Origin of the sequence: Brevibacterium permense (genome assembly GCF_013280495.1) — a bacterium.
Taxonomy (GTDB): domain Bacteria; phylum Actinomycetota; class Actinomycetes; order Actinomycetales; family Brevibacteriaceae; genus Brevibacterium; species Brevibacterium permense.
On sequence record NZ_JABSSX010000009.1, the window covers coordinates 13,125 to 31,702 of the forward strand.

18 protein-coding genes and 1 pseudogene are annotated in these 18,578 nt (G+C 64.4%); 10 read left to right on the forward strand and 9 right to left on the reverse strand.

The features are described from left to right. Nucleotides 1-101: 101 nt before the first annotated feature. On the forward strand, nucleotides 102-638 hold the full coding sequence (locus tag HK353_RS12385) for a FecCD family ABC transporter permease (RefSeq protein ID WP_342589921.1): 537 nt from the start codon (nucleotides 102-104) through the stop codon (nucleotides 636-638). A gap of 3 nt (nucleotides 639-641) precedes the next feature. Here the strand turns inward: HK353_RS12385 and HK353_RS12390 are convergent, their stop codons facing one another. Continuing rightward, the gene (locus HK353_RS12390) at nucleotides 642-1,553 is read right to left on the reverse strand and encodes a LysR family transcriptional regulator (RefSeq protein ID WP_173156532.1); all 912 of its coding nucleotides are present in this window, start codon (nucleotides 1,551-1,553) and stop codon (nucleotides 642-644) included. A gap of 64 nt (nucleotides 1,554-1,617) precedes the next feature. Here HK353_RS12390 and HK353_RS12395 point away from each other — a divergent pair, with 64 nt between their 5' ends. From HK353_RS12395 to nhaC, 8 genes are all read left to right on the forward strand, one after another. Further along, entirely contained in the window at nucleotides 1,618-3,099 is a 1,482-nt protein-coding gene (locus HK353_RS12395) for a malate:quinone oxidoreductase (protein ID WP_173156533.1), read from the forward strand. Between the two features lie 211 nt (nucleotides 3,100-3,310). Further along, nucleotides 3,311-4,873 carry an ABC transporter substrate-binding protein gene (locus HK353_RS12400; RefSeq protein ID WP_173156535.1) on the forward strand — a complete coding sequence of 521 codons (1,563 nt, stop codon included), beginning with the start codon at nucleotides 3,311-3,313 and terminating at the stop codon, nucleotides 4,871-4,873. 2 nt (nucleotides 4,874-4,875) lie between these two features. Further along, the gene (locus HK353_RS12405; RefSeq protein WP_245395984.1) at nucleotides 4,876-5,988 is read left to right on the forward strand and encodes an ABC transporter permease; all 1,113 of its coding nucleotides are present in this window, start codon (nucleotides 4,876-4,878) and stop codon (nucleotides 5,986-5,988) included. Beyond that, on the forward strand, nucleotides 5,985-6,917 hold the full coding sequence (locus HK353_RS12410) for an ABC transporter permease (RefSeq protein ID WP_173156537.1): 933 nt from the start codon (nucleotides 5,985-5,987) through the stop codon (nucleotides 6,915-6,917). The genes HK353_RS12405 and HK353_RS12410 overlap by 4 nt, the downstream gene beginning before the upstream one ends. After that, the gene (locus HK353_RS12415) at nucleotides 6,914-7,705 is read left to right on the forward strand and encodes an ABC transporter ATP-binding protein (protein WP_173156539.1); all 792 of its coding nucleotides are present in this window, start codon (nucleotides 6,914-6,916) and stop codon (nucleotides 7,703-7,705) included. The genes HK353_RS12410 and HK353_RS12415 overlap by 4 nt, the downstream gene beginning before the upstream one ends. Continuing rightward, entirely contained in the window at nucleotides 7,702-8,532 is an 831-nt protein-coding gene (locus HK353_RS12420; RefSeq protein ID WP_173156541.1) for an ABC transporter ATP-binding protein, read from the forward strand. The genes HK353_RS12415 and HK353_RS12420 overlap by 4 nt, the downstream gene beginning before the upstream one ends. A gap of 23 nt (nucleotides 8,533-8,555) precedes the next feature. After that, the gene (gene iadA, locus HK353_RS12425) at nucleotides 8,556-9,698 is read left to right on the forward strand and encodes a beta-aspartyl-peptidase (RefSeq protein WP_039207196.1); all 1,143 of its coding nucleotides are present in this window, start codon (nucleotides 8,556-8,558) and stop codon (nucleotides 9,696-9,698) included. Next, nucleotides 9,695-11,140 (forward strand): Na+/H+ antiporter NhaC, encoded by a 1,446-nt coding sequence (nhaC, locus tag HK353_RS12430; RefSeq protein ID WP_173156543.1) that lies wholly within the window; start codon nucleotides 9,695-9,697, stop codon nucleotides 11,138-11,140. The genes iadA and nhaC overlap by 4 nt, the downstream gene beginning before the upstream one ends. Nucleotides 11,141-11,190: 50 nt before the next feature. Here the strand turns inward: nhaC and HK353_RS12435 are convergent, their stop codons facing one another. Next, the gene (locus tag HK353_RS12435; RefSeq protein WP_173156545.1) at nucleotides 11,191-12,084 is read right to left on the reverse strand and encodes a helix-turn-helix domain-containing protein; all 894 of its coding nucleotides are present in this window, start codon (nucleotides 12,082-12,084) and stop codon (nucleotides 11,191-11,193) included. A gap of 18 nt (nucleotides 12,085-12,102) precedes the next feature. On the opposite strand from HK353_RS12435, the gene HK353_RS12440 reads away from it, so the two are divergent. After that, nucleotides 12,103-12,525: a VOC family protein gene (locus HK353_RS12440; RefSeq protein ID WP_173156547.1), complete on the forward strand. Its 423-nt coding sequence runs from the start codon at nucleotides 12,103-12,105 to the stop codon at nucleotides 12,523-12,525. A 29-nt stretch (nucleotides 12,526-12,554) separates the two neighbouring features. Here HK353_RS12440 and HK353_RS12445 read toward each other — a convergent pair whose 3' ends face one another. The 7 genes and pseudogenes from HK353_RS12445 to HK353_RS12480 form a co-directional block, all read right to left on the reverse strand. After that, complete coding sequence (locus HK353_RS12445; protein ID WP_173156549.1) at nucleotides 12,555-13,139, reverse strand: hypothetical protein; 585 nt, start codon at nucleotides 13,137-13,139, stop codon at nucleotides 12,555-12,557. 1 nt (nucleotide 13,140) lies between these two features. Beyond that, a complete protein-coding gene (locus HK353_RS12450; protein WP_173156551.1) occupies nucleotides 13,141-14,679 on the reverse strand; it encodes a sodium/proline symporter in 1,539 nt (512 codons plus the stop codon). After that, entirely contained in the window at nucleotides 14,676-14,882 is a 207-nt protein-coding gene (locus tag HK353_RS12455; protein WP_173156553.1) for a hypothetical protein, read from the reverse strand. The genes HK353_RS12450 and HK353_RS12455 overlap by 4 nt, the downstream gene beginning before the upstream one ends. Before the next feature lie 166 nt (nucleotides 14,883-15,048). Continuing rightward, complete coding sequence (locus HK353_RS12460; RefSeq protein ID WP_342589914.1) at nucleotides 15,049-16,644, reverse strand: molybdopterin-dependent oxidoreductase; 1,596 nt, start codon at nucleotides 16,642-16,644, stop codon at nucleotides 15,049-15,051. Nucleotides 16,645-16,667: 23 nt separating this feature from the next. Next, on the reverse strand, nucleotides 16,668-16,994 hold the full coding sequence (locus HK353_RS12465; RefSeq protein ID WP_173156557.1) for a hypothetical protein: 327 nt from the start codon (nucleotides 16,992-16,994) through the stop codon (nucleotides 16,668-16,670). Nucleotides 16,995-17,047: 53 nt separating this feature from the next. Then, a pseudogene (locus HK353_RS12470) lies at nucleotides 17,048-17,395 on the reverse strand (aldehyde dehydrogenase family protein); the annotation flags it as partial. 297 nt (nucleotides 17,396-17,692) lie between these two features. Continuing rightward, on the reverse strand, nucleotides 17,693-18,475 hold the full coding sequence (locus HK353_RS12480; protein ID WP_173156689.1) for a Bax inhibitor-1/YccA family protein: 783 nt from the start codon (nucleotides 18,473-18,475) through the stop codon (nucleotides 17,693-17,695). Nucleotides 18,476-18,578: the final 103 nt, after the last annotated feature.

Below are 18,578 nucleotides of genomic sequence, written 5' to 3' on the forward strand. Positions count from 1 at the left end.
TCGGTCCCATCCTACGGTCGCAGGCCCACACTATCGGCAGGCACTGACGTAAGTGATCTGCACCATACACATACCCTCAATCACCGACTTAGGTTATCGGCATCGGCCTGTCGTTCGGGTTCACCGCGCTGACCACACTGTTCCTCGTCCGCGCGAACCCCTGGGACACACCTGCTCTCTTCACCTGGCTGTCCGGATCGACGTACGGAAGGGCGTGGGCGGATATCGCACCGGTCGCCCTCACCCTGCTCGTCGCCGTACCGCTGGCGTTCGTGTGGACGCGCGAGCTCGACCTGCTCGCCCTCGATGATGACACCCCACGGCTGGTCGGGGTTCCGCGTGAACCGGTGCGCCTGGCGGTGCTCATCACCGCTGCGGTGCTCGCGGCGGCGAGCGAGTCGGCCGTCGGTGTCGTCGGATTCATCGGCCTCGTCGCCCCGCACGCTGCGCGCGCTCTGGTCGGCGCCCGTCATATCCGGGTCGTGCCCACGGCGATGCTGCTCGGAGCCGTGGGCCTCGTCGTCGCCGACGCCGTGGGGCGCACGGTCATCGCTCCGGCGCAGATACCGGCCGGTCTCATCGTCGCCCTCATCGGCGCCCCGTACTTCATCTACCTGCTGGCGCGCACCCGCGCCTGAGCTTCAGCCCTCAATTGCCCACGCGGCCGCGTGCTCGCGGATGAAGTCGCGCAGGCGCTCGACGACGCGGCCGGGCCGGCGCACTGCCGAACACAGCGCGATCTCACGCACGTATTCGGCCCCGTCCAGAGCCACCTCGGTGATTCCGTCGACCGGACGCACCGCGGGCGGGATCAGTGCCACGCCCATTCCACGACCGACGAATTCGCGGATCGTCGAAAACTCTGTCACCTCGATCTTCACCTCCGGATCGAATCCGCTGGCCTGACACCAGCGGTCGGTCAGCGCCCGGAGGTTGTAACTCGCAGGGGTGGCGATGAATTCCTCGTACGCCAACCGATCCAGGGTGATGCTGCGGACACCTGCCAGCGGGTGCACATCGGGCAGAGCCGCGATGATCGTCTGCCGTGCGAGCACCTCGTGGCTGACCTCGGGCGGCGGCGGAATGATGATCGCCAGATCGAGAGTGCCACGCTGCAGATCAGCGACGAGCTCGGCACCGTGGGCCTGTTTGAGATCGAGGCGGATGCCGGGATGAGCCCTATTGAAAGCCGCGAGCAGGTCGGGCACCTCGCCGGCTCCCATCGTCAGCGGAAATCCGAACCGGATCGTGCCGTGCTCGGGATCGGCCGCCTCGGCGAGATCGACCAGCACTGCATCGATCTCCGTCAGCGGGGCACGCACCGCGGCCACGAGGTCCCGTGCCGCCGGCGTCAGACCGATGGCCCGCCCGCGCGGAACGGTCAACGGCACCCCGAGGTGGCCTTCGAGGGCGCGGATACGTCGGCTCATCGTGGATTGGGGTATTCCGAGCGCGGCCGCGGCCTCGGTCAGGTGCCCGTCCTGATCCGCCAGTTCGACGAGTTCTCGCAGCGCCGTCGGCGGCGCCGTGCGGGAATCGGATGATCGTTCCATATTCGGATCATACAGTTCCGATCACTCATTGGACGGATGATTCACGGGGGCGCATGGTGAGGATATGACTGTGAACCCCAAGCACACCGACCAACTGCCGGACGCCGATGTCGTCCTCATCGGCGCGGGCATCATGTCCTCGACTCTCAGTTCGATGCTGACTCTGCTCGATCCCGATCTGCGGATCCTCGTTCTGGAGCAGGCCGAGGACATCGCCGGGGAGAGCAGCGACCCGTGGAACAATGCCGGCACCGGGCATTCGGGGTACTGCGAGCTCAACTACATGCCTGATCCCGACGATGGCGCGAAACCGGCAGAGATCGCCGGACAGTTCCACCTCACCCGCCAATGGTGGGCCCATCTCGTCCGCCTCGGGCTCCTCGACCCGGCGGACTTCATCCACTCGGCCCCACACATGAACCTCGTCTTCGGGGACACGGACGTCACCTACCTGCGTCGACGCGTCGACACCCTGAAAGCCGACCCGCTGTTCTCCGAAATGGAGTACACAGAGGATCCGGACACCATCGCCCGGTGGGCTCCCCTGACAATGGAGGGACGAGCCGACAGCGAAGAGCCCATGGCGGCGGCCCGTCACCCGCGCGGCACCGACGTCGACTTCGGCGCCCTGACTTCGGCACTGCTGAGCATCGGTGCCACCGAGGTGCGCACGGTGCACACAGTGACCGGACTCGAGTCACGTGCGTCGGGCTGGACGATCAGCGGTTCGACCGCGACGGGACCGTTCGCAGTGCACGCGAAGACTGTGTTCGTCGGGGCCGGCGGCTTCGCGCTGCGACTCCTGCAGAAAGCCAGGATCCCCGAAGTCCGCGGCTACGCCGTCCTGCCGGTCGGGGCCGCTTTCTACCGGTGCTCGACTCCGGCGGTCGTCTCCCGCCATGATGCGAAGGTCTACGGTCAGGCCAATGTGGGCGCCCCGCCGATGTCGGTGCCGCATCTGGACCGCAGAGTTGTCGATGGCAAGGAGCATCTGCTGTTCGGTCCGTATGCGACCTTCAGCACGAAGCTGCTCAAGCACGGCCGCCTCTCCGACTTCTTCACGACGGTGCGGCCCGACAACCTGCATGTCATCGCGGCCGCCGGTCTGCAGAACCTCAGCCTCGTGTCATTCCTCGTCAAGGAGCTCGCCGCCAGCCCGTCCCGGAAATTCGCGCAGCTGCGACGCTATCTGCCCCTGGCCCGACGCAATGAGTGGACCCTGCTGCCGGCCGGGCAGAGGGCCCAGCTGGTCAAACCGGATCGGCAGAAGATCGGAGTCCTGCAGCAGGGCACCGAACTCGTCGTCTCCGCCGACGGCTCGATCGCGGGTCTGCTCGGGGCCTCCCCCGGAGCATCGACGGCGGTGCCGATCATGGTCGATCTGCTCAAGCAGGCCTTCCCCGCCCAGTGGCACGGCACCTGGAAATCCCAAATCGCCGAGGCGGTCCCCGACCTCGATCGCACCGACTGGACCGCCGAGGCGGTCGCTCGTTCCCACGCCACGACTGATGAGGCGCTCGGCCTGTCCCCGGTCAGCCTCGCGTGACCCGCGCGGTGTTCCGGTAGCGGGCATGCCCCGCATCGGAAGAGGAACTCAGCCACCCCGGGAAGCCGCAGATCAGAGACCCCATTTCGCGCTCCAAGACGTTGGCGGAAGTGCACAGTGGAAATCCTTCAGCTTTGTGGCAGGTTGAATTGCATGGGCGGCATTTTGACTCTAATGTGACTCACAACACTTACCGTTAGGGAGATCACACATGAGGCGTCTGACCCGCAACTTCGTCGCAATCTGCTCCACCCTCGCACTGACCGCCGGACTCGCCGCCTGCGGCAGCGGCTCCGACGAAGCCGGCGGCGCCGGCGACACGATCGTGGCCGAGACCGCCTTCAACCTCAAGACGATCGACCCGCATCGACAATTCGAGTTCACCGGATCGACGATCGACAGCGCCATCTACCAGACGGCGCTCGAATTCGAGGACGGTGACCTCACCAAACCGACCGATGGCCTCTGCTCATTCGAAATGTCCGAGGACAGCAAGGAGATGACGCTGACCCTCAAAGACGAGGATGCGAAATTCTCCAACGGCGATCCCGTCACCGCCGACGACATCGCCTTCTCCTTCGAACGCCTTCAGGGCATCAAGGGCAACCCCTCGTTCTTCCTCGACGGGGTCAAGGTGAAGAAGGTCGATGACAAGACGGTCACGCTCACCAGCGAAGAACCCAACCCCGCACTGCCCTACATCCTCCCCAACTCCTCGATCGGCATCGTCAATTCGAAGGTGGTCAAGGAGAACGAGGGCACCACAGATGAGAAGGACGGAGCCGAGCAGTTCCTCAATGAGAACTCACAGGGCTCGGGACCGTACAAGGTGGAGAAGTACGACGCCGACAGCCAGGTCGTGCTGACCGCGAACGAGCACTACAACGGTCCGGAACCGAAGTACAAACGAGTGGTCCTGCGCAATGTCTCCGCAGAGACCCAGCTGACCGACATCCAGTCGGGTCAGGCGCAGGTCGCCTACGACCTCAACTCCGATCAGGCGAAGCAGATCGACGAGTCGATGGGCAAGATCTCCAGCCTACCCTCGACTCGCAGCCTCTACATCTTCAACAATGCCGATGAGAAGATCGGCGGCCCCGCAGCGGACCCGAACTTCCGCAAGGCCGTCATGGCGGCGATCGACTACGACAAACTCATCGACCTCGCCGGGAAGGGATCCCAGCGCATGGCCAGTCTCGTGCCGAACGAGTTCGTCGGCGCCGTCCCGAAGGACGAGGCTCCTGAACGCGACCTCGAGAAGGCGAAGAAGCTGCTGAAGGAGGCCGGCTACGACGGAGAGAAGGTCCCCTTCCACTACTCGAGTGATCAGGCCGTCAACGGAGTCGACCTCGCACAGCTCGCCGAAACCCTGCAGGCGCAGCTGAAGGAAGCCGGCATCAACCTCGACCTCAAACCTGCCCCGAGCTCGACTCAGCTCGACGGCTTCCGCTCGGCCAAACAGCCGATGGGCATCGGAACCTGGGGCGCAGACTTCCCCGATCCGACGAACTACAACGTCTTCATTCCCGGCGGCGACGTTGCCGATCGCGTGAACTGGAGCGACGACCCGAAGCTGAAGAAGCTTGCGGACGAAGCTGCCAAGGCGAAGGGTGATGCGCGCGATGCCGCCTACGCGAAGCTGTTCAAGGCGACCACCGACACCGCGGTGTGGATCCCGCTCGTCCAGCCGGTCAGCACCGTCGCCGTCGGTTCGAGCATTAAGAAGTTCGTCTCGAACGCCGACATCTCGTTCGACTTCGCAAAGGCAGAGTGAGGATGGCGGAAGCCACCACAGCGCCGCTGGGTACCGATGTCGCGTCCGCTTCTGGTGAGGCGGACGCGGCGCAGCGAGTCAAACCGCCGAAGCTCCACCCGCTGCTCCGGTTCATCCTCATTCGGATCGGGATCTCGCTCATCCTGATCTGGGGCGTGACCGTGGTGACGTTCCTGCTCACCAACCTCGTGCCCACCGACCCGGTCGCCGCCATCCTCGGCGACCGGGCTGCGGCAGATCCCGAGATCGTCGCCCAGACACGGGAGAAGCTCGGACTCGACCAACCGCTCCTCGTCCAGTACTTCACGTACCTGGGCAACCTGCTGCAGGGAGATCTGGGAGTCTCCAATCAGACCCGCACACCCGTGCTCGCCTCGATCGGACAGGTCTTCCCCGCATCGATCGAGCTCGGCATCGGAGCGATTCTCATCTCGGTGATCCTCGGACTCCTGCTCGGTCTGCTCAGCGCTCTCAAACAGAACAGTCTCGTCGACCACGCCATCCGCACCCTCAGCCTCATCGGCATCTCGGCACCGACATTCTGGATCGCCACCGTCGCCTACTTCGTCTTCTTCTTCAGACTTCGAGTCGTTCCCGGCGCCGGACGACTCGACCCCTGGATCACCCCGCCGCCGAAAGTGACCGGCCTCTACACTGTCGACTCCCTATTGGCGGGACAGATGGCGACCTTCGCCAATGCGCTGGGCCACCTCATTCTGCCGTCGTGCGTGCTCGCCCTCTTCACCATCGGCCTGCTCACACGGTTCAGCCGCTCGAGCGTCCTCGACATCATCAGGCTCGACTACGTCACCGCGGCCAAGGCAAAAGGGCTGCCGGCACGGACAGTGGTCTTCAAATACATCTTCCGCGGCGCGCTGGTTCCGATCATCACCGTCGTCGGTCTGGCCTTCGGTTCCCTGCTCTCCGGTGCCGTGCTGACTGAGACCGTCTTCGCCTGGAACGGACTCGGCCAATATGCCTATCGAGGAGCGACGACGCTCGACCTGCCTGTCATCATGGGCGTCGGCCTCGTCATCGGCATCGTCTATATCCTCGTGAACTTCATCGTCGACCTGATCTACGGCTTCGTGGATCCGAGAGTGAGGGTGAGATGAGCATCGGCACCCCGAAGCAACCCACCAATACCCCCACCACCGAGGCGGTCCGCCGCGATCCCGTCGACCCCGGACTCAAAAGGTGGCAGATCCGCTTCCCGAAAGCCCTGCGCACTCCCCTGGGGTTCGTGGGCGCAGGAATACTCGCGCTCTGGCTGATCGCAGCGATCTTCGCACCGCTGCTGGCCCCGTTCGATGCTCTGGCGCAGAACTTTCCGAGGCTCTCGGCTCCCAACGGGGAGAATCTGCTCGGTACCGACACACTGGGCCGAGACGTACTCTCCCGCATCCTCGTTGCCGCCCGCACCACCTTGCCCGCCGCGGTGTTCGTCGTCATCTGCTCGGCGCTGCTCGGCTCGGTGCTCGGTGCCATTGCCGGATACTTCGGTCGAGCCGTCGACGAGATCATCATGCGCATCGCCGATCTGGTGTTCGCCTTCCCCACGATCATCCTCGCCATGGTCATCGCAGCCGCCCTCGGCCCGGGCTTGAAGAACGCGATCATCGCGATCCTGCTCGTCTCCTGGCCGTCCTACGCGCGTGTCACCAGATCGCTGGTGATGACCGCGCGGGGCAGCGAGTACGTCATCGCCGGACGCCTGCTCGGATTCAGCGCGGGCAGATCACTGGCCCGCGAAATCGCACCGAACGTCATCTCTCCCGTCGTCGTGCTCGCCACCCTCGATGTCGGTTCGGCGATCCTCACCATGGCAGGACTGTCGTTCCTGTCTCTCGGTGCCGTTCCGCCGACCCCCGATTGGGGCGCAATGATCAGCGAAGGCGTCTCCCAGTTCGCTGCCTGGTGGATCGCCTTCTTCCCCGGCCTCTGCATCCTCACCATCGTCATGGCGTTCAACTTCATCGGCGACAGTCTGCGCGACACCCTCGATCCCCATACCGCCCAGGAAGTCGGTGAGACGACCTCATGAGCATGATCAGCATCAGAGACCTCAATCTGTCGGTCACTGCAGGCAAGAAGACCACCCACATCCTCAAAGACGTCTCGTTCGACCTCGAAGCAGGTCGCATCACCGGTGTGGCAGGTGCGTCTGGGTCCGGCAAGACCCAGACCGGTCTGGCCGTCATGGGACTCTCGCCCACGGGCGCGGAGCTGAGCGGAAGCATCGATTTCGACGGAGTCGAACTGGTGGGGATGCCTGCCAAGCAGCACAACCGCCTGCGCGGAGTGCAGCTGTCGATGGTCTTTCAGGATCCGGCCTCGGCGTTCCATCCCATGCTCACAGTCGGCGACCAGATCACTGACCACCTTCGACACCACCAGAAAGTGTCGAAGAAAGTGGCCTTGGCCAAAGCCGTCGAGATCCTCGGCCGAACCAGGGTGCCGCACCCGGAGGAGGCGGTGAAGAAGTACCCGCACCAGTTCTCCGGCGGACAGCTGCAGCGAATCGCTTTCGCCTCGGCGATCATCTGCGATCCGAAGGTGCTCATCGCCGACGAACCGACCACAGCACTCGATGTCACCGTGCAGGCAGGCATCCTTCGGTTGCTGCGTGAACTCTGCGACGATCTCGACCTCGCCGTGCTGCTGGTCACCCACGACTTCGGAGTGCTCTCCTCGGTCGCGGACACCATCGTGGTCATGAAGAACGGAGTCGTCGTCGAAACCGGTGAACGGGAGGCGGTCATCACCGCTCCTCAACACGAATACACGCGTTCGCTCATCGAATCGCTGCCAGGAGCGGAGGTCTCCCCATGACGTCGATCGACCAGGCCCCGGCCGCCGCCACCGCTCACTCCCCCGCATCAGGTGCTCCGCTCCTGGAACTAGATTCCGTGGCATGCGAATACAAACTCGACGGCGGCGGCCGCTTCCGCGCCGTCAACGGAGTGTCTCTGCAACTGGGTCGCTCGGAGGTGCTCGGGCTCGTCGGCGAATCCGGCTGCGGCAAATCGACGCTGGCCAAACTCATCTGCGGGTTGGAGAAGCCGGCAGACGGCTCCATCACCTTCGACGGTCATCCGGTCAGAGCGCTCGGGCTGAAGAAGAGAGCGAAGGAACTGCTCGGCATCCAGATGGTCTTCCAGAACCCCTACGCGTCGCTCAATCCGCGCAGGCGGATCCGCGACCAGCTCGACGATGCGCTGGCGCTCAACCCTGACGGCACGTGGACCGTCGAATCGCTGTTGGAAGCCGTCGACCTGCCGGCCGACTCCGCCCAGCGCTATTCGCATTCGTTCTCCGGCGGACAGAGACAACGTATCGCCATCGCTCGGGCCCTGGCTGCAGGCCCGAAAGTGCTCGTCGGTGATGAGCCCATCGCCTCACTCGATGCGTTCCTCCAAGCACGGATCGCTCGCATGATGCGCGACCTCGCCATCGACTCCGGTGCCTCGATGATCTTCATCAGCCACGATCTCTCGGTCGTTCGCGATATTGCAGACAGGGTCGCAGTGATGGAAGCGGGTAGGATCGTCGAGGTCGGTTCGACGGAACAGATCTGGAACGATCCGAACCACCCCTATACACAGAAACTCCTCGCTGCCATCCCGAAGGTGGACGGCAAGGGGTTCATACCTGGTTAGCCACGACAAGGAGAGGACATGACATGGTGATATTGCTGCAAGGGGCCGAAGTCTTCGCCCCGGAACGACTCGGTCAGCAGGACATTCTCATCGAGGGGCAGCAGATCACCTACATCGGGGAGGTCCCCGTCGAAGCGGTGACCGACCTGCCGCATGCCTCTGTCATCGATGCCCGCGGTCTGACCGCCGTGCCGGGGTTCATCGACCCGCACGTCCACATCGCTGGTGGCGGTGGTGAGGGCGGATACGCCAATCGCACCCCGGAGATCCTCGTCAGCGACATCGTCAGCGCCGGGGTAACCACAGTCGTCGGCTGCTTGGGCACCGACGGTGTGACTCGCAGCCACGCGGATCTCCTTGCCAAGGCCCGCGCGCTCGAGGCCGACGGCATCTCCACATATATCTACACAGGCAGTTACCAGGTCCCGGCACGAACGCTGACCGGCACCGTCGTCGACGATGTCGTCCTCATCGACAAGGTCATCGGCGTCGGCGAGGTTGCGATCTCGGATCGGCGTTCCTTCCAACCGACGGTAGAAGCATTGGCCGAGCTCGTCAGCCACAGCCATGTCGGTGGTCTGCTCAGCGGCAAAGCGGGCGTCACCCACTTCCATGTCGGACCGTACTGGTCGCGTCTGGCCCCTCTGCACCGGCTGCTCGACGAGTACCCGATCGCCCCGCAGGCCGTCTATGCCACTCACATCACCAGGAGCACCGAGCTTCTGGCCGATGCGGTGAGCCTCGCAGCCAAGGGCGCCACCGTTGACATGACCGCGGGCTCGACGACCGCAGAGTCGGTCAGAGACTACATCGAACTCGGCGGCGACCTCACCCGACTCACTCTGTCGTCGGACGCCAACGGCAGTCTGCCCGAATTCGACGCGCACGGGCGGCTGATCGGCTTGGAAGTGGCCAAGCAGACCACCCTCTTCGAACAGGTGTGGGAGTGTGCCGAATTGCCCGGTATGGACCTGTCTCAGGCCCTCGCCCTCGTCACCTCCAATACGGCTGATGCTCTCGTGCTCGGGCACAAGGGCCGTCTCCGAAGCGGGTGCGACGCCGACGTCCTCCTCACCGATGACCAACACACCATCCGACTCGCCTTTTCCCGGGGACGCGAGATCGTCCGCGACGGCGAACCCCAGATCCGAGGAACTTTCGAATGAGCCGCGAACCCGGCACCACGACGACCCACACGGCCGACGTCGAGGAGAAGCTCCCGCCGCTGGGATGGTCTCTGGTTCCCCTGGGCGCGATGCTCGTACTGCTGGCTGTGGGCTACGGCGTCCTCGGCCTCGCCCCGGAGCCGCTGTTGATCCTGTCTGCGATCATCGCCGGCTTGGTGGCTCTGCGCATGGGGCTGTCCTGGGAGGATATGCTGCTGGGGATCAGAGAGAAGCTCGATACGGCGATGCCGGCTCTGCTTGTGCTCATCTCCATCGGCATCCTCATCGGCACATGGATGATCGCCGGGACCATTCCGATGATGATCTACTACGGTCTCGGCCTCATCAGCGCGAAGTTCATCGTCCTCATCGCCTTCGTCATCTCGGCGATCGTCTCGGTCATCACGGGGACGTCCTGGGGTTCGGCCGGAACAGTGGGCGTGGCTCTCATGGGCATCGCCACGGGCCTCGACGCCCCGCTGGCAGCGACAGCAGGAGCGATTGTCGCGGGCGCGTACTTCGGCGACAAGCTGTCTCCACTGTCGGATACGACGAATTTGGCACCGATAGCTGCGGGAACCACCCTCTGGGAGCACATTCGCCACATGCTCTACACCACGATTCCAGCCACACTCGTGGCGCTGGCGCTCTACCTGTTCGTCGGCATCAATCAGCACTCGGGAAGCACCGATTCGGACCAGATCAGCGCCGTCACAGGTACCTTGGACGGCCTGTTCTCCTTCAACGTTCTCCTGCTTCTGCCGATGGTCATCGTCCTCGCCGGAGCCGTGCTCAAACTGCCGACGCTGCCGACGATCATCGGATCGTCACTTGTAGCGGGGATCCTTGCGGCGATCTTCCAGAAGGTCAGCGTCGAATCGATCTTCGCCTCGACGGTCGACGGATTCACCCCGAACATGCTCGAAGTCGGGCCCTCAACGCTCGAGAGCCTGGACCCCGATGTCGTCGAGTTGGTGTCGCAGGGCGGGATGGCGTCGATGACCGGTGTCATCCTCATCGCGTTCAGCGCCTTCGCGTTCGCCGGAATAATGTCGCGGTCCGGTGCCCTCGAAACCATCATCCGCTCGCTGTTGAAGTTCGTGAAGCGCACGGGAGACCTCGTTCTCTCAACTGTCCTGTCATGCATCACGATGGCCGTCGTGACCGGCAACTCCTACCTCTCGATCATCGTGCCGGGCGAACTGTTCAAGAGGGCCTACGCCGACCGCGGCCTGGATGCCAAGAACCTCTCGCGCACCCTCGAGGACTCCGGCACCGTCATCGTTCCACTGATTCCGTGGTCCTCAGCGGGCGTCTACATGGCAGGAGTCCTTGGGGTCTCCGTACTCGACTACGCACCGTGGGCGGTGTTCTGCTATGTCGGCTTCGCGTTCGCCATCATCCTCGGCTACACCGAGTTCGGCATCGCCAAACGTCGCTGAGACGCCTGATCGGATGATCTTTTCTCGACGTTTCCGGGCCACTTCCAATTTCAGCTGACCCGCACGGACTTCCGCTGCGCGTACTCGGCAGGGCTGAAACCGGTGACGCGAACGAAATCCGTACTGAAGTGCGATTGATCGAACCAGCCGAAGTGTGCGCCGAGGTCGGCCAGAGTTCCGTCCCGCCCGCGGTCGATCGCTGCGATCGCGTCGATGATCCGTGCCCTGGCCAAGATCTTCTTCACCCCGACTCCGCAGCAGCTGCTGAATATCCGCTGCAGCGTACGCTCACCGATATCAGCTCTCTCCGAGAGGACTTTCAGGCTCACGACTTCGGGGTCGGACAGGATGTCGAGCACCCGTTTCAGCCGTTCGAACGACGGGGTCATCTGCGGCCGCCAGGACAGCAGCCAGCTTTCCACCGAAGCGGCCAATTCGCTGAAGTCGGGCGTCCCGGCTTTCTGCGACTGCGCAAACATCTCAGAGAGTCCTAGGTCGTCATCCAACCTCGGAAACCACAGTTCGGCAGGGACGGTCGAATCACGGATGCTCGCCGGCTTCTCCTCGGAGAACGCCAGTGTCGCACCCGGCTGAAAGTTCACGCCGAAGACTCCGCCGCGTCCGAAGATTCCCACATCGAAGCGACGTTTGGTGACCGGACCGGTCACCCATGCCCCAGGCCCGTCCACGTGCGCCCGCCGACTGTCGCCGAACTCGAAGGTCAGATGGATGGTCGGTTCGGACAAGGTCCCCGTCTGATAGCTCTCGCCCTCCGGCAGATCCCACTCGACGGCCCAATAGCGTTTGACGAAGGGGCGCAGGCGCTCTGCGACGACACGAACGGACGAATAACGCGCATGCTCGAGCGTCTCCCCCGGCTTGAGCACACGTCCGAAGAAGTGCTGCGGCAGTGACGCATTTTTCCTAGTGACGTCGTCGTCCATGGCACAAGAATGTCAGACATGACTGAAACACAGAAGACCGACACCGCCGCGACAGCCGCCGACGACTCCACCACAGCACCCGTCGCCACACTGGCGATGGTCACCCTTGACGCCCCGAACGCTGCCGTTCTCGGAGAGTTCTACTCTTCCGTCCTCGGCTGGCCCATCGCCTATTCGGACGAGAACTATGCCATGCTCACCGGTCCCAGCCATGCACTGGGCATCGGCACGACCCCGGACTACCAGCGACCGAGCTGGCCCGACGACGGACACAAGCAGTTCCACCTCGACCTCGCCGCCGACGACATCCGTGTGGCAGCCGATCGCTGCGTCGAACTCGGAGCCACCCGGGCCGAACCACAGCCCGGTGAGACCTGGGTCGTGCTCCTCGATCCCGCCTGTCACCCGTTCTGCATCTCGGACGCGAAGAACTGGGGCTGAGCATCCCCGCAGACCTGACAGCCGAGCTCTCAGCTCCGCCCGACCTTGTCCACCCGCACGATGTAGTGAGACCCATCGAGACCATCGACGAGGATCGTCGCCTCATGCCTCGCATTCCCTCCGGAGACGATCCAGTTGGGCTTGAGCACTCCGCGCAGACTGGTGGCAGGAGTGATCTCGATGCCCATTCCGAGCTTCACCGTCTTGACGGCCTTCGCACGTGCCAATGATCGCGCGGTCCGCTCCGCCTCGACCCGAGTCGGCAGCGGTCCCGACCGCCCGCCGATCAGACGGGGCCACTCCGATGATCCCGCGGTGGCGCCGCGAGGGGTGAAGTCGGCGATCATGCCCCTTCCCGACACTGCGTTGACGAGCACATCCATCCGCTGCCCCGGCCCGGATGCGCTCCGACGGAAGAGTCCGCGGGTGCGCACATCGAGGGCGGCCCACCAGAACGGATGATGCACCGCTTGGACCTCGGCGAGCGCGTCAGGGAGTTTGCGCCGGAAGACGGCGAGCGCCTCGGCGGCGGTGACGTGCGGGTCCATCCGCACCGGATCCTCAGCCCGCAGATCCGGGCCGACCGGGCGACCGGTTCCGATCTCGGCGCTCATCTCAGATGTCCTTCGGAACCTGACCGGCCAGGGAATCGTTCTGACCGGTGAGCATGTGTGCTGGGATCGCGCCGATCTTGTCGGTCTCCTTCATGGCCTCAAGCACGTGGGCAGGCACCGGATGCGAACGCTGGGTGGCCAGGGAGACGAGGATGAGAGCCAGCGTCGAGCACACGATGCCGATTCCCATGGGGTCGATTCCGGTGACGTCGACGAGTCCGGTGAGCTGCCAGACGACGGAGGACACGGTGCCGGCGATCATCGAGGTGATCGCACCGGGCACGTTCGCCTTCTTCCACCACGCGGCGGCGATGTAGACGGGGACGAATGCGGCGCCGAGCACCGTTGTCGAGAAGATGACCACCTCGGCGACGGCCGGCGGATCGTTCACGGCGACGAAGTAGCCGATCATCGCCAACACGAGGATGGTGAACCGGGAGACCCAGACGGACTGCTGGTCGGACATATTTTTCTTGAAGAAGCGTTGGAACAGATCCTGGCTGGCGATCGTACCCGACTGCAGCAGCAGAGCGTCTGCCGTGGACATGATCGCGGCCATGATCCCGGCCATGACGATGCCCACGGCGAAGTTGGGCAGCACAGCGTCAGCGACCTCGAAGACCGCCAGCTCCGGATTGTCCAGAGTCGGCAGCAGGATGAGCGCCATGATGCCGACGATGTAGGGAGCAGGGATGAACAGCAGGTTGAAGCCGGTGGCGTAGAGACTGGCGCGCCTGGCCACCGAGGGCCGCTTCATCGCCATATGGCTGACGTTGACATGCGGCCAGCCCATATAGCCGATGGAGAAGACGAGGACGGCGCCGACGATGACTCCCCATTGGACGGATTCGATCCCGTCCGGGCCCCACATTGTCAGCAGATTCGGGTTGATCTGTCCGACCGCCTCGTTGCCGGCAGTCCACCCGCCCACGGCCTGCAGACATCCGATGAGGATCCACAGCATGCCGATGAGCATGATGATCGCCTGCACGAAGTCGGTGTAGGCCACGGCAAGGTAGCCACCGAGGAAGGTGTAGAAGACGATGACGCCGACGGCGATGAGCAGCGCCCAGGCATACGGGATGCCGGTGACCATCTCGAGTCCGCGCCCGCCGGCGATGAACTGACTCATCACGTAGAAGAAGATGCAGAACAGAGCGACCGGTGCGGCGATCGCGCGGATCCACTTCGAAGGATACCGATGTTCGAGGTATTCGATCGAGGTGAGCGATCCGAGGATCTGGGAGAGCTTGCGCATCCGCCGGCCCAGGATCGAGAGATTGAGGACACCGCCGCCGATGTCGCCCATCGCGTACCACAGGGAGAAGTAGCCCTTCGTATACGCCAGCGATCCCGCACCGAGGAACATGTACCCCGACATCGACGACGACTGCAGGCGCAGAGCAGTGACCGCAGCGCCCAGGCTGCGACCGCCGAGCAGGTAGCCCTCACTGCCCTTCGACCCGATCTTCAGCGTCCACACGCCGATTCCGGCCATGGCGATGAAGTAGATGACGAGGAACCAGGTTTCGATGTTCATGCCGCTCCCCCGTTTCCATTCGCCGAGGCGGCCCCGCCGTCTCGTCCGTCCGCTCCGTTCGCGGTTCTCGCCAGGGCCTCATCCTCGGCGACGTCCTCGGCCTTCCAACCGCGGGAGAGGAAGACGAAGACGAGGGTGTAGATCACCCAGATCGCGGGGATGCCGACGATGATGACGACCGTCGCTGTCGGAAGACCGAACACGTTGACCACCTCGTTGTGATGCAGGAATGCAGATGATGTGAGTGAGATTACAAGTTATCGCGAGAAGCCTGCGACTGCCGCGCCGAGTTCGCATAGTGGGAACGCGGGGCACGACTGCATGACCGAGTTGTCGGTCCGGCTTGCATGTCCGTTCCGCAGCGCGTCCTCACTCGACGGTGAACTGGCGCTCGTGGAGTCCCGTCGCGGCACCCGGAATGGCGGTCCGCCGCTCCGAGGACTGCAGGTTTCCGTCCTGATCGACCGCGCGCACGCTGACCGTGTGCGTGCCGGTGCTCAGTCCCGTGTGCTCGCACCGCCACTGGCGCCAGGTGTCAGCGGTGAGTTCCTCGCTGAGTTCCGCTTCCGCCCAGTCGCCGTTGTCGATGCGAACCTGCACCTTCTCGACGCCTGTGTGCTGTGCCCACGCCATGCCCGCGGTGACGACCCGGCCGCCGCTCTTGGGCGTGACAGTGGCCCCAGGGCGGGGCACGTCGATGCGCGAGGCCACCAGCACGGGTCCGTGCGTGGCCCAGCCGCGCGTCGTCCAATACGCCTCTTTGTCCGCGAACCGGGTGACTTCGAGATCGGTCACCCATTTCGTGGCCGAGACGTACCCGTAGAGCCCGGGGACAACCAGGCGTGCCGGGTATCCGTGGTCGCGTGGCAGGGCGTGTCCGTTCATGGCCACGGCCAGCAGGGCCGCCCGATCGTCGGTGAGCACTTCGAGCGGAGTGGAGGCGGTGAATCCGTCATCGGAACCCGAGAGCACCATGTCCGCACCGGAGTGCGGTTTCGCCCGTGCCAGCAGGTCCCGGATCGGATAGCCCAGCCATTTCGCATTGCCCACCAGGTCGCCGCCGACCTCGTTCGAGACGCACGCCAGGGTCACATAGTGCTCCTGGAGCGGGAGGTCGAGGAGTTCGGCCATCGTGATCGTGAACTCGTGCTCGACCATGCCGTGGACGCGCAGCATCCACGTTCCTGCGTCGATCGACGGCGGGAAGAGCGCTGTGTCGATGCGGTAGAAATCAGCTGTGTCCGTCACCAATGGGGTGAGTCCATCGACGTCGAGTTCCGCTCCGGTGGGAATCTCCGGCGCCGAGGCGGCCGGACGTGGGAGGACGAGCTTCGTCACCGTACCTGCCGCACTGCGGGCCAGTGTGGCCGCGGACTGCCCGGCCGCGACGGCGGCGATGCCCACCGCGCTCAGTCCCGCGGCCAGCCCGAAGAAGGCCCGTCGACCCGGCCTGGCCGCAATTCGATGCTGCGTGTCGGCTCCTGCATCCTCGGTATCGGCGCGAGCTTCAGGGCTTCCACCGGTGCGAGCCGGAACTGTCGCGAGGTGAAGGAGGACGAGGAAGACTGCGGTCCCGGCGGCGGCTCCGCCGAGACTCGGCAGAGTGGCCGCAAGCCCGACGCCGGAGCTGAAGCCGACGACGGCAGGCAACAGCCCGAAACCGATGAGCAGGACGAGCGCCAATCCGCGACGGCGAGCGCCGATCCACCCGATGATCGCACCGCACCCAGCCCCTCCTGCCACGATGGTGACGACGAGGGCGAGTTTGTCGTGAGTGCCGAAGACCGCGATCGCGGACTTGATCAGCACGGTCGGCATCAGCGGGATGAGCGCCTGGCCGATGAGCAGAGCAGGAGCCGACGCCACGTCCAGGCTGCGGGCGATGAGTTCGGCCGTGCCGGAATAGATGAGGGTCGCGACGACACCTGCGAGCACGGACGGCCACGTGCGCTGAGTGCTCTTCACCCTGCCCTCCCTCTCCCCCATGTTCAGGCCAGGTTGTGACGCAGACGCACGGCCGCCTCGGTGAGGGTGTTGATGCGGTTCTCGCGATCGGGTTCGGGCAGTGCCTGAGCAGAACGCAGTCCGTGTTCGAGGAGCACGACGACCTGATCGGCGAGGTTCTGATCGCCGAGTTCCGGAACCGGTCGGGCATCGGAGCCGATCGACGAGAATTCGGCCAGGGCCTCACGGATGGCTGCACGTCTGCTCGGTGCCGGTGGGGCCGCCTCGTCGAGTTGGGCAGTGGTCAGGGCGATGATCCGGATGCGCAGTCGGCGCACCTCGGTCTCGAGTTCCGCCGCTGCCGTGGTCATGGACACATGATAGTCCTCGTCGATGGGAGCAGCGGCGGAACCGCAGACGATGATCAGGTGTCGGCCACCCAGACGGTCACGGTCTCCTGATCGGTGTCCAGGGCCTCCGGGCCGTTGTCGCGGCCCCAGAATCCGGACTGTCGCAGACCGCCGAACGGGGTGGCTTCGGTGCCTTCGCTGTAGCCGTTCACCGCGAGGGTGACCACGCGGATCCGGCTCGCCCACCACCGCACTTGGGCGATGTCCTCGCACTACACGCTCGATGCCAGCCCATAGGGTTCGCCGTCGATGAGGTCCACAGCGTCGTCGCGGCTGGTGCGTCGCAGCAGCTGCGTGACGGGGCCGAAGATCTCGCCGCGGCCGAGTTCGCTGTCATCGGGCACGCCTTCGATGACGGTCGGCGGGTACCAGGTCGGGTACCAGGTGCCGGTGTCGGGGACGTCGGCACGGGTGTTGAGGACCGCCGTTCAAGGCCGCGCGCGAATTTCGCACTGTGTACAGGCCGACAACTGCGCTCCGCCTTGAACGACAGACATCGGCCTCGGGAACGGCCGCCTCGGCGAGGGGTCCTGCCCAACTGGGCGAGGTCCTGCCCACCCCGACACAGCGGAGACGACGAAGGGCGGACCCCCATCTCGGGGATCCGCCCTTCGTTCAGCGCTCGGCCGCAGCCCACTTGCGTGGGGCGAGCACGTCTCTCAGTCTCTGAAGTAGGAGATGAGGCGCAGGATTTCGATGTAGAGCCACACGAGGGTGACCATGAGCGAGAAGGCGCACATCCAGGAGTACTTCTCCGGGATCTTGTGCTTCACACCTTCTTCGATCATCTGGAAGTCCATGATCAGGGTCATCGCGGCGAGCACGGTGGCGACTATGCCGATGACGATTCCGAGCGGCATTCCGAAGATCTCGATGCTGCGGGCGCCGCCGGAGCCGGTGAACATGGCGAAGAAGAAATTGATGATCGAGAAGACCGCGTAGCCGCCGACGGCGATCATCATGAACTTCATCATCTTGGAGCCGTAGCGCACACCCTTGAACTTGAACAGGGCGAGCATGACGCCGAAGACGCTCAAGGTGGCGAGCACGGCCTGAACGACGATGCCCGGGTACATGGACTCGAAGATCCCGGAGATGCCGCCGAGGAAGACACCCTCGAACGCGGCGTAGCCGATGATGAGAGCCTTGCTCGGTTCCTTCTTGAAGGCGTTGACGAGGCCGAGGACGAGCGCGATGAGCGCAGCAGGCAGAGCCAACATCGGCACGAGCCAGCCGACGACGGCACCGGCGAGGAGGATGGCGAAGAGCACACCGGTCTTCATCATCACATCGTCATAGGTCATCGCACGGTCGGCGACCTGGGGGCCTGCGTTGCGGTGCTCCGCGGCAGGCTGGTTGAACAGGTTGTTGAGCTCCTGATCGGACATGACCGGCTGGTTGCGTCCGGCCTGGGCGCCTTGGTTGATCGCCCGGTTCATCATGGGGTTACTCACGGTCGAGATCCTTTCGATCTGAGCAGAATGTGCACAGCCGCGAAGCTGCACATGTGGTCTTTCACGATCACAGTCTAACTGGACGGTCTGG